The organism is Corynebacterium sp. HMSC077D03 (assembly GCF_001808545.1).
GTDB classification, from domain to species: domain Bacteria; phylum Actinomycetota; class Actinomycetes; order Mycobacteriales; family Mycobacteriaceae; genus Corynebacterium; species Corynebacterium simulans.
On the sequence record NZ_KV793700.1, the window covers coordinates 101982 to 116627 of the forward strand.

Annotated in this window: 15 protein-coding genes and 1 tRNA gene; 9 read left to right on the forward strand and 7 right to left on the reverse strand. The window is 58.2% G+C overall.

Going from position 1 to position 14646, the window contains the following annotated elements:
* The first annotated feature begins 106 nt into the window (after positions 1-106).
* On the forward strand, positions 107-802 hold the full coding sequence (locus tag HMPREF2888_RS09060) for a helix-turn-helix transcriptional regulator (protein WP_070432834.1): 696 nt from the start codon (positions 107-109) through the stop codon (positions 800-802).
* Here the strand turns inward: HMPREF2888_RS09060 and thrB are convergent.
* The 4 genes from thrB to argS form a co-directional block, all read right to left on the reverse strand.
* Positions 799-1728 carry a homoserine kinase gene (gene thrB / locus HMPREF2888_RS09065; protein WP_070518658.1) on the reverse strand — a complete coding sequence of 310 codons (930 nt, stop codon included), beginning with the start codon at positions 1726-1728 and terminating at the stop codon, positions 799-801. The genes HMPREF2888_RS09060 and thrB overlap by 4 nt on opposite strands.
* Positions 1725-3062 (reverse strand): homoserine dehydrogenase, encoded by a 1338-nt coding sequence (locus tag HMPREF2888_RS09070; protein ID WP_070518659.1) that lies wholly within the window; start codon positions 3060-3062, stop codon positions 1725-1727. The genes thrB and HMPREF2888_RS09070 overlap by 4 nt, the downstream gene beginning before the upstream one ends.
* Positions 3063-3173: 111 nt before the next feature.
* Positions 3174-4508 carry a diaminopimelate decarboxylase gene (gene lysA / locus HMPREF2888_RS09075; RefSeq protein ID WP_070518660.1) on the reverse strand — a complete coding sequence of 445 codons (1335 nt, stop codon included), beginning with the start codon at positions 4506-4508 and terminating at the stop codon, positions 3174-3176.
* Complete coding sequence (gene argS / locus HMPREF2888_RS09080; protein ID WP_062041186.1) at positions 4509-6170, reverse strand: arginine--tRNA ligase; 1662 nt, start codon at positions 6168-6170, stop codon at positions 4509-4511.
* Between the two features lie 197 nt (positions 6171-6367).
* On the opposite strand from argS, the gene HMPREF2888_RS09085 reads away from it, so the two are divergent.
* The 8 genes from HMPREF2888_RS09085 to HMPREF2888_RS09120 all read left to right on the forward strand — a co-directional run bounded on the left by HMPREF2888_RS09085 (position 6368) and on the right by HMPREF2888_RS09120 (position 13307).
* Positions 6368-8020: an L-lactate permease gene (locus tag HMPREF2888_RS09085; RefSeq protein WP_070518661.1), complete on the forward strand. Its 1653-nt coding sequence runs from the start codon at positions 6368-6370 to the stop codon at positions 8018-8020.
* Positions 8021-8350: 330 nt separating this feature from the next.
* On the forward strand, positions 8351-9136 hold the full coding sequence (locus tag HMPREF2888_RS09090; protein ID WP_070456193.1) for a (Fe-S)-binding protein: 786 nt from the start codon (positions 8351-8353) through the stop codon (positions 9134-9136).
* Positions 9136-10641: a lactate utilization protein B gene (locus tag HMPREF2888_RS09095; protein ID WP_070518662.1), complete on the forward strand. Its 1506-nt coding sequence runs from the start codon at positions 9136-9138 to the stop codon at positions 10639-10641. Before HMPREF2888_RS09090 ends, HMPREF2888_RS09095 begins: the two co-directional genes overlap by 1 nt.
* Positions 10638-11273 carry a LutC/YkgG family protein gene (locus HMPREF2888_RS09100; RefSeq protein WP_070456197.1) on the forward strand — a complete coding sequence of 212 codons (636 nt, stop codon included), beginning with the start codon at positions 10638-10640 and terminating at the stop codon, positions 11271-11273. Before HMPREF2888_RS09095 ends, HMPREF2888_RS09100 begins: the two co-directional genes overlap by 4 nt.
* A gap of 94 nt (positions 11274-11367) precedes the next feature.
* Positions 11368-11441 (forward strand) — tRNA-Arg (locus HMPREF2888_RS09105).
* Between the two features lie 195 nt (positions 11442-11636).
* On the forward strand, positions 11637-11963 hold the full coding sequence (locus HMPREF2888_RS09110; protein ID WP_061925889.1) for a hypothetical protein: 327 nt from the start codon (positions 11637-11639) through the stop codon (positions 11961-11963).
* A 3-nt stretch (positions 11964-11966) separates the two neighbouring features.
* Positions 11967-12821, forward strand: coding sequence for a hypothetical protein (locus HMPREF2888_RS09115; protein WP_070518663.1), 855 nt, complete (start codon positions 11967-11969; stop codon positions 12819-12821).
* A 60-nt stretch (positions 12822-12881) separates the two neighbouring features.
* On the forward strand, positions 12882-13307 hold the full coding sequence (locus HMPREF2888_RS09120) for a cupin domain-containing protein (protein ID WP_061925895.1): 426 nt from the start codon (positions 12882-12884) through the stop codon (positions 13305-13307).
* A gap of 91 nt (positions 13308-13398) precedes the next feature.
* On the opposite strand, the gene HMPREF2888_RS09125 is transcribed toward HMPREF2888_RS09120, so the two are convergent.
* The 3 genes from HMPREF2888_RS09125 to HMPREF2888_RS09135 all read right to left on the reverse strand — a co-directional run bounded on the left by HMPREF2888_RS09125 (position 13399) and on the right by HMPREF2888_RS09135 (position 14646).
* On the reverse strand, positions 13399-13599 hold the full coding sequence (locus HMPREF2888_RS09125; RefSeq protein WP_061925898.1) for a hypothetical protein: 201 nt from the start codon (positions 13597-13599) through the stop codon (positions 13399-13401).
* Between the two features lie 142 nt (positions 13600-13741).
* Positions 13742-14029 carry a hypothetical protein gene (locus tag HMPREF2888_RS09130; protein ID WP_061925901.1) on the reverse strand — a complete coding sequence of 96 codons (288 nt, stop codon included), beginning with the start codon at positions 14027-14029 and terminating at the stop codon, positions 13742-13744.
* Positions 14030-14127: 98 nt separating this feature from the next.
* Entirely contained in the window at positions 14128-14646 is a 519-nt protein-coding gene (locus HMPREF2888_RS09135; protein ID WP_061925904.1) for a MarR family winged helix-turn-helix transcriptional regulator, read from the reverse strand.

Consider the following 14646-nt stretch of genomic DNA (forward strand, 5'->3'; position numbering starts at 1 on the left):
CACGTAGTGGCACATATCGCACCTCTATCATTGTCTTTTCTACGGGTCAGCGCTGTATCGTCATTATTAACAACCGATTAACCTTATAAATTATTCGAGGAGAAACATGCCCGTCCATGCACCGCGGTCCTCCACAGAACTTTTCCCAGAAGCACTACGCCTGTCACCCAAACAGCGAGAAGTTTTAAACGTTCTGCAGGAATATCCGCAAGGAGCACGCGCGGCGGACATCGCCAAAGACATGGACATGCATGTCAATACCGCGCGCGGCCACCTCGATGAGCTGGTACATGTAGGCGCAGTCCGCGTTATTACCGCACCGGCCAAGGGCCGCGGACGCCCTTCGCTGATTTTCCAGGTGCGCATCCCTGATAACCGCTCAGTGGCAGAAGAATACGTCACCCTCATTAGCGTTTTGGCAGAGATGTTGGCAGATAAGGAAGAGCTCAACGATTACGCCTCCGAACAGGCACGCGCAATTGGCCGCAAGTGGGCTGCCTCAACGCACCAGGACCAGTTTCCCTCCGCCAACGCGCTGACCCCGCTATATCGCAAGATGCGCGATATGGGATTTGACCCCACTGCATCGACTACCGAGCTCGAAGAAAATGGTCAGACCGACATGGAGCTGCATGCCTGCCCATTCGTAGCGGCAGGCATCAAGCCCTCCCCGTTCGTCTGCGCTATCCACGATGGTTTCTTGGAACAAGTCGCAGCTGATTCCGGCGAGCACCTCTCGCTTACGCTGGTTCCGAAGTCAGGCAACGGAACCTGCTGCGTAAACGTCAAGCAGACTGCTTAAGCCCGCGCTGCATGGACCTCGACCGGGCCTGCAACCTCCAACGGGAGTAGTCGCAGGCCCGCTTCGCGCGCATCCTGCAAGATTGATTCCTCAATAGGCTCAGTGTGCAGCACCATCGCGGTAGGGCCCGCACCTGAAAGGTAGGCCGCATAGCCGCGGTTGCGCAGACGGTTGACCCATTCCGCGGTAATAGGCAACACATCAGCACGATAAGGCTGGTGCAGCCTGTCACGGGTGCCTTCCCACAACAGCTCCGGATACTTTTGCAGTGCGACCACCTGCACGGCAGTGCGCGAGACGTTGAAGGAAGCATCGCCGTGCGTCACGTGCGAAGGCAGGACGCGGCGAACGGCTTGGGTGGAGGCATGGAAATCCGGTACCAAGGCTGTGGCCTGGATGGATTCGTGTACATCCACACTGACAGCGCGATATTCTGGCAAAGATCGGCCGTCAACCGGCACTGTGGTCCAGGAGACCACGGCATTGCCTAGCACGGACGCCGCGGCGTTATCGGGGTGCCCTTCAAAAGCAGAAGACAGCTGCACTAGCTGATCGCTGTTTAGCGGTGAGCCTGCCAAGGCATTGCCCGCTGCAACGCCGGCGACGGCAGCGGCGGCCGAAGAACCAAGACCACGCGACTGTGGGATGTTGTTATTGCAGGTAACGCGCAGACCCGGCACCGCAGCATCCGCCGCATTCAGCGCGGAACGGATGGCTTTAACTACCAGATGAGAGTCATCGCGTGGCAAGTCCTCTGCTCCCTCACCGAAGATTTCTACCTCCAGCCCAGCGGGGATGACCTCAACCTCGACGGTGTCATAAAGGCTTAACGCAATGCCGAGGGTGTCATAGCCGGGGCCCAGATTAGCTGAGGAAGCAGGGACTTTTACCGTGGCCTTGACACCTACCTCTACCTCCGTGCTCACAGCTGGCCACCGTCCAAGCGAATAACGGAGTGGACCGCCTTGACATCATCAAGCTGGCCCAGCTCCTCGACGATGCCCTGCATCTCATGCTCCAACGCGGTGTGGGTGACCACGATGAGGCGAGCGATTCCGTCGCCGTCTTCCTGGCGCACAGTGCGCAGGGAGACGTTGTGCTTGGCAAATAGCGCGGAGATCGCAGAGAGCACGCCTGTGCGGTCTACGACTTCCATATCGATGTGATAGCGGGTGTATACCTGACCAAAGTCTGCTATCGGCAGGTTAGCGTAGGTGTTCTCCCCCGGCGCACGGCCGCCGTGAACGATGTTGCGGGAGGCGCCGACGACGTCGCCAAGCACCGCAGACGCCGTCGGGTTACCGCCGGCACCGTTGCCGTAGAACATCAGGGAGCCAGCTGCCTCGGCCTCGACGAAGATAGCGTTATAGGACTTGCTGACGGAGGCCAGCGGGTGCTCCTTAGGGACCAAGGTCGGGTGCACGCGCGCGTTGACGGACTCATTGCCTTCCGCATCACGCAGGCGCTCGCAGATGGCCAGCAGCTTGATGGAATAGCCTGCCTGCTGTGCGGCGGAAATATCCTCAGCAGTGATGTTGGAAATGCCCTCGCAATAAACATCATCGAAGGTAACGCGGGTATGAAAGCCCAAAGACGCGAGGATGGCCGCCTTCGAGGCGGCATCATGACCCTCGACATCGGCAGTTGGATCGGCCTCGGCATAGCCTAGCCGCGTGGCCTCAGCGAGCGCGTCCGCGTAGGAGGCACCCGTGGACTCCATCGCGTCCAAAATAAAGTTGGTGGTGCCGTTGACAATGCCGGAAATGCGTTGAATCTGGTCGCCCGCGAGCGAACGACGAAGCATTCCCACGACCGGGATGGCGGCAGCCACTGCAGCCTCGAAGTAGAGGTCCACGCCAGCGTTATCGGCAGCTTCTGCCAGCTCGTCCGCATGAGCAGCCACCAGCGCCTTGTTCGCGGTAACCACAGACTTACCAGCATTCAGCGCAGCCAGCACGAGCTCGCGGGGGAAATCGATACCGCCGATGACCTCGACAACCAAGTCGATGTCGTCGCGCATGACTAGGGCCTTCGCATCGTCGGTGAGCAGATCCTTCGGCACACCAGGACGCAGCTTATTTTTATTCTGCACGGCGACGCCCCGGATTTCTGCGGGACCGCCAATGCGGTGGGCAAAGGCATCAGCGTTTTCCCCCAGCAGGCGGAAGACCTCGGCACCAACGGTGCCGAAACCAAGCAGCGCGATGCCTACAGCTTCGCCTTCGCCTTTACTAGTGCGGCTCTTGGTCTGTGAAGTCATATCGTCCCTTAATCTTTGGTAGTTAAATTGCTACCCACACTATACGGAACGAGCTGTCTAGTTTTTGCGCTTCCAGAAGATTCTTTTGCTCAACAGTTAAAAGCGATGAATTTAATCAATTTCAAGGGCCATTAGGTCCTCGACTGTCTCGCGACGCAGCATCAAACTAGCCTCGCCCTCGCACACGGAGACCACGGCCGGGCGCAGCGCGCCGTTGTAGCGCGAGGCCATCATGTACTGATAGGCGCCGGTGGTGGCGAAGGTCAGCAGATCCCCTGTCCTAATGTCACCCGGCAGCTTGCGTTCACTAACCAAGATGTCACCGGACTCGCAGTGGAAGCCCACCACGCGGGAATCCACTGGCTCACCTTGAGTCAACCGGTTAACCACACGCACGTCATATTCCGACTCATAGAGCGCGGGGCGGATATTATCCGACATTCCGCCATCGACTGAGAGATAACGGCGCATCGGCAGCTCGGCCTTGCCGGTCTCTACGTCTTTGACGGTGCCCACCGAGTACACGGTTACCGCAGAGGCGCCGACCAGCGAGCGGCCCGGCTCGACCAGAACGAAAGGCGCATCGATGCCCAGTTCGCGAGCGGTGCGCTCCACTGCGGCAAGCAGATCTTGGGCCAGCTTGGCGACGTCGAGAGCTTCCTCGTACTCCATGTATGGAATGCCGAAACCGCCGCCCAGGTCGAGCTCCTTGAGCGCTACCCCCAGCTCGGTATGAATGCGCTTATAGAGCGAAAGCACGCGTTCGGCGGCCAATTTAAAGCCATCAGCATTGAAAACAGACGAACCCACGTGACAGTGCAGCCCCACCAGCTCCAAGTTGTCAGCTTCCAGAGCTGCCTTGGAGGCACCAAATGCCGCACCCGTGGCCAGGGAGATGCCGAACTTTTGATCCTCATGCGAGGTTGCGATGAATTCGTGGGTGTGGGCGTCGACGCCGGGCTTGACGCGAATCATGACTGGCTGAACGCGGCCGGCCGCACGCGCGATTTCATCAAGCTGCGCCAGTTCACCTTCGTTGTCGAGCACGACGTGCGCTACACCATTGTCCACACACAGCTGTAAGTACTCGCGCTCTTTGTTGTTGCCGTGCGCGGTCATGCGCTCCGGCGGAAAACCAGCTGCCAGGGCTACCTTTGCCTCATTGAGGGAAGCCACGTCAAGACATAGGCCTTCCTCGGCCACCCACTTCACGATGCGCTTGGTCAAAAATGCCTTCGATGCATAGTGCACGTGCTCAGGCCCGCCGAAGGCACGTGCCATGTCGCGGCAACGAGAGCGGAAATCGTCCTCGTCGAAGACATAGAGCGGCGTGCCGTATTCCTGCGCGAGCTTTGTAAGTGGCAGGCCGGCGATGGTGACCATGCCATCGTCCTGGCGCTTGGCGTTGCGTGGCCAGACGTGGGCTGGAAGCTGGTTGAAATCCATCTACATCTTCTCCGGGGCGCTGACGCCCACCATGGTCAGAGCGTTGGAGAGGACCTGACGTGCGGCGTCGGCAAGCGCGAGGCGTGCGATGTGGATTGGCTGCGTTGCCTCGTCCGCCTTCGGCAGCACCTGGCACTGGTCGTAGAAGCGGTGGAACACAGCCGCCAACTCCTCGGCAAAGCGGGCGATGCGGTGCGGCTCGCGCAAGGTCGCTGCGGTGGAGACAACCTCAGGGAACTCGCCCAGAGTGCGGATCAGATCGCCTTCCTTCTCATGCGTGAGAAGCGCGAGATCTGCATCTGCCATAGCTGCGGCGTCAAGGCCCAGCTCTTGTGCCTTGCGCAGGATGGAACAGATGCGCGCGTGGCCGTACTGAACGTAGTAAACCGGGTTATCGGAGGACTGGGAAGCCCACAGGCCCAGGTCGATGTCGATGGACTGATCCACGGAAGAACGCACCAGGGAGTAGCGTGCGCCATCGACGCCGATGGCCTCGACGAGATCGTCGAGGGTGATGACGGTGCCGGCACGCTTGGACATCTTTACTGCCTGACCGTCACGCAGGAGGTTGACCATCTGGCCGATGAGCACCTCGACCTGCTCTGGGTTATAGCCCATGGCGGCAGCGGCCGCGCGCAGGCGGGCGATGTAACCGTGGTGATCCGCGCCCAGCATGTAGATGGCTAGGTCGTGGCCGCGGTCGAACTTGTCAGCTACGTAAGCGATATCGCCAGCGATGTATGCGGCGTCGCCATCGGACTTGATGACCACGCGGTCCTTGTCATCGCCGTAGTCGGTGGACTTCAGCCACCATGCACCATCTTCGAAGTAGAGCTTCTCGTTGTCCTTCAGGTGAGCGACAGCCTTTTCGACGGCGCCGGACTCGAAAAGCGAGTTCTCGTGGAAGTAGACGTCGAAGTCAACGCCAAACTCGTGGAGAGAATCCTTGATGTGCGCGAACATCATCTCCACGCCGGAGGCGCGGAACTTCTCGCGGACCTCGTTCTCAGAACCTTCCAGTGCGTTCGGGACCTGCTCGATAACCTTGGCCGCAATCTCCTGGATGTAGTCTCCGCCGTAGCCATCTTCCGGGGTCGGCTCGCCCTTGGCCGCAGCAACGAGGGAGTTGGAGAAACGGTCAATCTGGCGACCGTGATCGTTGAAGTAGTACTCGCGAGTAACCTCAGCTCCCGACGCCTCGAGCACGCGACCCAGGGAGTCACCTACTGCTGCCCAGCGGGTGCCGCCCAGGTGGATTGGGCCGGTGGGGTTCGCAGAAACAAACTCCAGGTTGATCTTCTGTTCCTTATAAGCATCATTGTGTCCATAGGAAGTGCCGGCCGCGCGAACCTGGCTGACGATTGCGCCCTGCGCGGCAGCGGCCAGACGGATGTTCAAAAAGCCTGGGCCAGCGATCTCCGCGACGTCGATAGCGGCGTTTGCTGCCAGCGCCTCAGCGAGCCAGGTGGCCAGATCACGCGGATTCACGCCAGCCTTCTTAGCTACCTGCAGGGCCAAGTTGGTGGCGTAGTCACCGTGCTCGGGATTACGCGGACGCTCCACGGTCACGGTCTCAGGAAGGACGGCGGTGTCGAGCTCGTGTTCGCTCAATACAGCGACTGCGGTCTCTTTAATAAGCACAGAAAGATCTACGGGATTCATAGCGTCAGAGTCTATCGTCCCGCGCTGACATGAGCAGCATCAGGCACGCGTTGGGGCCTTTTACAAAAGCAAGCAACTTGTGTGACATATGCCCTTTATTGCGAAACTTACGTGATAAGGCTCGCTCAAGTTTTAGGCTTTAGGAAGACTAAGTATTAAATAAAACACTCGTTTTCCTTCTAGAGACTTGGGTAACTATGAACACCTTCCAAATATCGACGGATGCCATCGGCGGTAGCCTTGGCCTTTCCGCTGCCGTAGCGACGCTACCGCTTATCGCCTTCTTCATAATGTTGCTGGGTTTTAAGGCCCGCGCACACACCTCGGGCGCAGTTGCCCTCACCGCCGCACTCCTCATCGCCACCTTCGGCTTCGATATGCCAGCAGGCATGGCCTTTTCCTCTGCGGTGCGCGGCGGCCTGTTTGGCCTGCTTCCCATCGTCTGGGTCATCATCACCGCCATCTGGTTCTACGAGATCACCGTAGCTTCCGGCCGCTTTGAGGATCTGCGCAAAACCTTCGACTTGCTTGGCGAAGGCGATATCCGCATCCAGGCCATCCTCATCGCGTTCTGCTTCGGCGGCCTCCTCGAAGCCCTGGCAGGCTTCGGCGCTCCGGTAGCGATTACCGCAACGATGATTCTGGCATTGGGTGTCAAACCACTGAAGGCTGCCACCACCGTCCTTATTGCCAATACCGCGCCCGTTGCCTTCGGCGCCGTGGGCATCCCCGTTACCACCGCAGGTGAAGTTGGCGGCCGCACCGCGGAGCAGACCGCCGATATTGCGGGCTTGATTTCCTTGCAGGTCCTACTAATCGCAGCCGCAGTGCCATTTTTCATCCTCTTCATCCTGGACGGCATGCGCGGCGTCAGGGAGGCAGCCCCGGCCGCCGCAGTCATCGGCGTCTCCTTCGCCATCGCCCAGTGGGCCGCGGCCAACTTCTTTGCCTACCAGCTGACTAACGTCGTGGCCTGCATCGTTTCCCTGGGCTGCGCATTCGTATTCCTGCGCATGTGGAAGCCAAAGGGCGTTGCCGAACTGCGTCAGCGCATGGAGATCCCAGCGCAGGAGGAAGTCACCGATCTTTCCGGCGTCCGCATCTGGATGGCGCTGCTTCCCTACGCCGTGGTTACCGCAGTCTTTGCGCTTGCCACCGCCGTGCCCAAGCTCTTTGGTTTCTGGAAGATTAAGTTCGCCTGGCCGGGCCTGGATGGCACAGTCCTCGACTCTGCCGGCAAGGCAATGGACACCTCGTTTAGCTTCAATGTCTTTGGTAATCCCGGCACCTTGCTGCTGATTTCTGGACTAATCGTTGCAATCATCTTCTGGATTTTCAACGATGGCGGCCACTACCATTTGGCAAAGTCCGCGCCGCTTGCCAAGTTTGGCGAGGTTTGCGCCCGCATGAAGTTCTCGGCGCTTACGATTATTTTGGTCCTAGCCTTGGCTTACACCATGAACTACTCCGGCCAGACCATCTCTATTGGTGAGTTCGTGGCGTCGGCAGGCGGCATCTTCGCCCTCTTCGCACCCGCCCTGGGCTGGATTGGCACGGCTGTCACCGGCTCGGACACCTCAGCCAACGCTCTCTTTGCTAACCTCCAAGTCACCGCCGCCGAGCGCATCTCCGTCAATCCAGACCTCATGCTTGCTGCTAACACCGCCGGCGGCGTGGTGGGCAAGATGATTTCCCCGCAGTCTCTGGCCATCGCCGCAACGGCCGTCAAGATGGAAGGCGAGGAATCCCGCATCCTGAAGGCCGTGGTGGGCTACTCTCTCGCCTTCCTGGCCACGGTCTGCATCATCGTGTTCCTAATGACCAATGTGTTGGGCTTCCTAGTTCCATAGCCGCAATTTTCAAAGCCAAAAAGTCGCCGCACCTACCCGGCTATTAGGGGCGGCGACTTTTGTATACCCCCAAAAGGTTTGAACTTGCCAGTGACGCATCACTCACTTGGCGCCGCAGATCGGACTTTGACAAAAGACGTGCGTCCATCTGTGCACGTGAGCAATTTCGCAACACTAGTGTTGTGAAATAACCCCAGTTAAACTGGCCTTTTTCGACAGAATATCTGCGGAGTTATCGGTAGTATTTATTCCACAACGAAAAACGTTTGCCTGAGCCTCCTGCATCCAGCTCATCGGAGGCAAACTTGGGCAGTAAAAGGAGCGCAAAGTATGCGAATTGCACTATTTTCCACGTGCATTGGTGACGCCCTCTTCCCGGACGCACACAAAGCAACCGCACTAATCCTCTCCCGCTTGGGCCATGAAGTGGTCTTCCCGGAAGAGCAGACCTGCTGCGGACAGATGCATATCAATACCGGTTATCAGAAGGAAACCCTAGGGATGATCCGCAGCTATGCGGACGCCTTCGCGGATCCTTCCATTGACTACGTAGTCTCCGCTTCTGGCTCCTGCGTCGGCGCAGTCCGCGAACAGCACGTCAAGATTGCTGACCGCTTCGGTACCTCCGCTGACGTCGACGGAGCCAAGATTGCTTCCCAGAAGACCTTGGACCTCCCGGAGTTCTTGGTCGACATCGAGCAGCGCACCGACTTAGGTGCCTTCTTCCCACATAAGGTCACCTACCACGCTTCCTGCCATGGCCTGCGCTTTTTGAAGTTGGGTGACCGCCCGTACCAGCTGCTGAGCAAGGTCGAAGGCATCGACCTCGTGCCGCTAGAAAACGTGGAAGAGTGCTGCGGCTTCGGCGGTACCTTCTCTATTAAGAATCCTGAGGTCTCCCAGGCCATGGTCTCGGACAAGACCCGCCACGTAAAGGACACCGAGGCTGAGTACTTGACCGGCGGTGACTCTTCCTGCCTGATGAACATCGGCGGCGCCCTCTCCCGCCAGCGCAGTGGCGTGCGCGTTATCCACATGGCCGAAATCCTGGCTTCCACCAAGGAGCGCCCATGGACCCCTGATACGGCCGCATATTCCAAGGAGAAAATGCTCTAATGACTTCCTTCCTCGATACCACCCCACCGCGGGCGCCCGAAGGCTACGGCAACCTGCGCGGCAGCAAGGCATTCGTGCCGCTGGCACACGTCGGCCTGAACAACGCTACGCAGCGCCACAACCTGTACCACGCCACCACCACTATTCGTAATAAGCGCGCCAACGCCGTCGAAGAGCTACCGGATTGGCAGCAACTGCGTGACGCTGGCTCCGCCCTCAAAGAGGACGTGGCAGCCCGGATGCCTGAGCTCCTCCTCCAGTTTGAGGAAGAGGTAACCAAGCGCGGCGGCATTGTTCACTGGGCCCGCGACGCCAAGGAAGCCAACGAGATCATCGAGGGGCTTATCCGCGAGACCGGTGAGACCGACGTCGTCAAGGTCAAGTCCATGGCAACCCAGGAAATCGGCCTGAACGAGCACCTCGAGTCTGTAGGGATCAATGCCCGCGAAACCGACCTGGCTGAGCTCATCGTTCAGCTGGGCGAGGATAAGCCCTCCCACATCCTGGTTCCAGCCATCCACCGCAACCGTGCCGAAATCCGTGACATCTTCGTCAACAAAATGCCGCACACGGATGAATCCCTAAAGGCTGAGCCAGCCGAACTCGCGGAGGCTTCTCGTATCTTCCTGCGCGAGCAGTTCATGAAGGCCAAGGTCGCCATCTCCGGCGCTAACTTTGGTGTCGCAGAAACCGGCACCATCAATATCGTGGAGTCTGAGGGCAACGGCCGCATGTGCCTTACCCTGCCGGAGACCCTGATTACCGTGATGGGCATCGAAAAGCTCGTGCCAACATTCCAAGACCTTGAGGTCTTCCTGCAGCTTTTGCCGCGTTCTTCCACGGCAGAGCGTATGAACCCGTATACCTCGATGTGGGCGGGCATAACTGAAAACGATGGCCCGAAGAACTTCCACCTCGTCCTGCTGGATAACGGCCGTACCGCGGCACTATCCAGTCCAATCGGCCACCAGGCGCTCAAGTGCATCCGCTGCTCCGCGTGCCTGAACGTATGCCCAGTCTACGAACGCGCCGGCGGCCACGCCTACGGCTCGGTCTACCCAGGCCCCATCGGCATCTCCATTACCCCGCAGCTAACCGGTATCAAGGACCACCACGATCCTTCCGCCAGCCTGCCTTATGCATGCTCCCTGTGTGGACGCTGCGACGAGGTTTGCCCGGTGAAGATTCCGCTTTCTGAGGTCATCCTGGAGAACCGCCACCAAAAGGTCACCCACGCTCCCCCGCCGGTGGAATCCAAGCTGTTTAGCGCGGTTCAGCTCGTGTGGGGCCACCCAAAGGTCTGGAACCAGATCACCCACATGGTTGCCCTCGGCCGCGTATTGGGCGGCTTCAACGGCGTCATCGATAACTTGCCTTTGTTCCTCTCCGGCTGGTCCGACGCCCGCGATACTGCAGTCCCCCCGAAGAAGTCTTTCCGTCAGTGGTTTGACTCCGATGAAGCTAAAGAATTGCTCGCCCAAGCCAAGAAGGAGGGCATCAAGTGAGTACCCCCAAAGAAGAGATCCTGAAGCGCATTCGCACCGCGCAGAAGCAGGCAGGCCTGTCTGAACACGTCGACATCCCGCGCGAGTACGAAACGCAGGGCACGCTAAACGCGGATGAGCTGCGTGACATGCTGGTTGACCGCCTTGAGGATTACAAGGCGGAGGTCCACGTCACGGATGAGGCGTCCCTGGCCAAGACCATCTCGCAGGTCTTCACGGACAAGGATTGTTCTACGGTGACCTATGCACAGGGCATGGACACCGCGCTTATCGACGCCATCACCTCCGACGTCACATTAACCGCCGACGATCCCACGTCTGACCCGCGCGAGCTGGATACTGTCGACGCCGTGCTCACCGAGTCCCACGTAACTTCCGCACAGACCGGCACCATCGTGTTGGAGGCGGGCCCGCTGTGCGGCCGCCGCGCTCTCACGCTGGTCCCAGACCGCCATGTATGCATCGTACGCAAGGAGCAGGTGGTCTACGGCGTGCCGGAGATGGTCTCGCGCATCAATCCGGACTTCCCAGCAACCTGGATTTCCGGCCCGTCTGCTACTTCCGATATTGAGCTCTCCCGCGTCGAGGGCGTGCACGGTCCACGCGATCTCATAGTCATCATCGTGAAGTAAGGCTCGTATGCGGAACTCACCCCGCATTAGCTTCTAACTACTGGCATGCGCTAGAATCACACCGTTGATATCTGGCGCATGCCACCTATCATTTGCCTCCGTAGCTCAGCGGATTAGAGCATCGGTTTCCGGTACCGAAGGTCGCAGGTTCGATCCCTGTCGGGGGCACAATTTCTCCCTTCGCTTGCTCGGCGTTCAACCCGGCAGGCGAGGGTTTCAGCTTCGTATCCACATTTTCCATTTCTTGCAGCTTCCAGAAATCTCTAGCGCATCGCCGTCGCTCGATATTAGGAATTCCCCCCTACCACTCGAAGTCAAAGAATCATTCCTAAGAATGATCCCGCAGGCTGTAAGGTCAGGGCCATGGAATCAACATCTCGCCCCACGCGGGCCTACCTCTCGTTTCTCGCGGTCGCGTTAGCGTTCTTCGTGGTGCCGGGGATTGTGGGCGCGGCTCTTAGTGGGAATACAGCGACTGTGACCATGCTGGTGCTACTGCCAGTGATGGCGTTGGCATTGGGCATGCTGGATGGCCGGCTCTTCCGCTATACGCTGTCCTTTCCGCTCATTGCGGCCTTTATGTTTTGGCTTTCTACCAAGGTCTACTACAACACCGGTACGTGGATTTACGCAGTTGAGGTCGTCCTGCTTGCGTGGTTGGGCAGCTGGTTAACCGGAAGGAAGGCCTAGGTCATGGAAACGTGGATTCTGAACCATCCTGAGGCGGGAAGGCTCGAGGTCATGGTCGGCCCCGATGTGGAGTTTGCTGCAGCTTATGAAAACTGGCCGCAAGAACCGAGCGAGCAAGAATACACCGCCCTAGACGCCAACATGCCGCTTAAAGATAGAATCCGGGCATTCATTGATAATCCACCTATTCGCGTGCAAGTTTGCCGCGATGGCGAAGTCCTTGGAAGGTACACCTCGTTGTCTTCGGCGCGAGTGGCACTAAAACAAATCGATACCGACGAGCTACGCAGCTTAGAGCTTGTCAACCGCACGAAGCCGCACCTCAAGCTGCACGCGAATGCTCTCGACGAGTTGCTCGAGGTGACATATCACAACGGCTCAGAGGTGGTCGAATTCGAGCCACCAGCTGGCAGCCGGGGTGCGCGGCGTCGCGAAGCAATGGAGCAAAGCCCCGTTAAACGCGTGGCCTATCCTCTTCTTGCAGGCCTTGGTAAAGGCGGTTGGGCGTTGGCCGTTATCGTGCTCGGCCCAATCCTGCGCAAGCTGTTGGACTTGCTGCCTATCCCCGACATCGACTGGCCAGATCTGCCAGACCTCCCCGAGCTTCCCCAAATCCATCTGCCGACGATCAGCATAGATTGGCCAGACATCAACTGGCCGAACATCGATTTCCCTGACCTCCCGGCGCTGCCCGAGTGGATGGTTTTCTTGCTCGACAACTCGAAGGTGTGGGTGCCCATCGTCATCGGTATCGTCATCGGCGTGATATCCATCCGCAACCATAAAAAGTCCGAACAGCATAAAAGGCAATGGCAGGACGGCGGCGAAGATACGAGAAAAGAAAATCCTCAGCATTAATACGCGGGCGAGCATAAGCTGGTGTTAAAGAACCATAATCCCTACAAGGAGGTACCTGACATGTCAGATCTGCGCACCGACCATGGCCCGACCCCTTATGTTCTCAACATCGAAGAGACCACCCTGGCTAACGATGCTTTCCGTGACACCCTGTGGACCGGCCAATACCTGCAGATGACCGTCATGTCTATTCCTGCCGGCGGCGAAATCGGCGCGGAGGTCCACGATGACCATGACCAGTTCCTGCGCCTCGAGTCCGGCCAGGGCCGCATCATGATTGGTGAAGACAAGGACAACCTAGACATCGACCAGGTAGTCGAAGACGACTTTGCCATCTTCGTACCAGCTGGCAAGTGGCACAACTTCGTCAACGAGGGCTCCGAGCCAGCAAAGCTCTACTCCATCTACGCCGCACCGGATCACGTTAAGGGCACCATCCACGAGACCAAGGAAGACGCGGACAACGATCCGAACGAGCAGCACTAATTGCGGCAGGCTTTTAAAACGACAAAATGGCGGTCCAGAAGATGGGCCGCCATTTTAATATTTAGCTATTGAGCTTTGAGTTCTCCAAGTACTACTTGATGAACGGGTTTACGATCTCCTGGGTGATGTCCAGGGTGCCGTGCTCGATGTAGAACATGCCGAGGAACATAGCGGTAACGAGAACGAAAACCAGGAGCATGTTCGGGATCCACTGGACGAACACAGATACCCAGCCGTCAGCCTTGTCACGTGCAGCTGCTTCGCGCTGTTCCTGTGCCTCGTATTCGTTCATAATCCGTTGTTTCCTTTCACTGCGCCTTGTACTCCCTAGGCACACCTCGCCTAGCAAGAGTAATCACTGGCACTAACTTTAGCAGTAGATCGTTATGAATTTGTAGTTATCCACCGTTTGATTGACACCATTGCGGCCTGTTTTAAATACCAGGATCCTCGTTGTTTTCGAGGGCGTCGACAAAAGCGTCCCTATCAGCGAACATGCGGTTGATATCGGCTTCTTCGCCAACAATCCAGTGGCCGCCTTCCTCGTCAAAGGTAATTGCAGCGTCTGGAAAATTCTCCAAGGCGGCGTCCATAGCAGCCACCTGTTCTTCCGTAGCAATTCCCTCGAGGTGAGCTTCTGGGGCACCCAGGTCATCGAGAACAGTGATGTTGTAGTGCGGGTACTGGCGCTTAGGGTGCTCGAAGAGCTCTTGTCCCATCATGGTGGTGTCTCCTTTTGGGCTACATATGAGTTTGACTGTGGCGCTAAGCCACATGATAGGTCAGCTTTGGTCGTGTTTTGGCCGGCAACCTTGCAAGCCTAAACCTGAGGCTCTGCTTGACCGTGCAGAAGTTCGTCGGGTACGAATCCCTCGTAGCCAGGGACGTTCTTTACTGCTAGCACCCCTTTGAAGAAGTTAACCAACGAGGGAACATCTTCCTCGCTTAGGTGATCAAAGACAAGACGGCGCACGGACTCGACGTGCTCAGGCACGGCGCGCTCGAGGCGGGTAAAACCGTCATCCGTTATCTTTACCACCACGCCGCGGGCATCGCCGACGCTCTTGCACTTGGTGACGAGCCCGCGCTTTTCCATGCGCGTTACTTGGTGGGATGTGCGGGAACGGTCCCAATCCAGCTCGGCACACAGCTCGCGCAGGCGCATCTGATGGTCTTTTTGCTCGGACAACGTCACTAGGACGGCAAACTCAGAAGCAGAGACTTCCCCACCGGACATGAGAGTTTCTTCCATGCCGCGATTGATCTTGCGGATGGATCCAAGAAGCAGGCGCCAAAGCTCCTGTTCCTCCTCGTTAAGCCAGCGGGTTCCCGTAGTCAT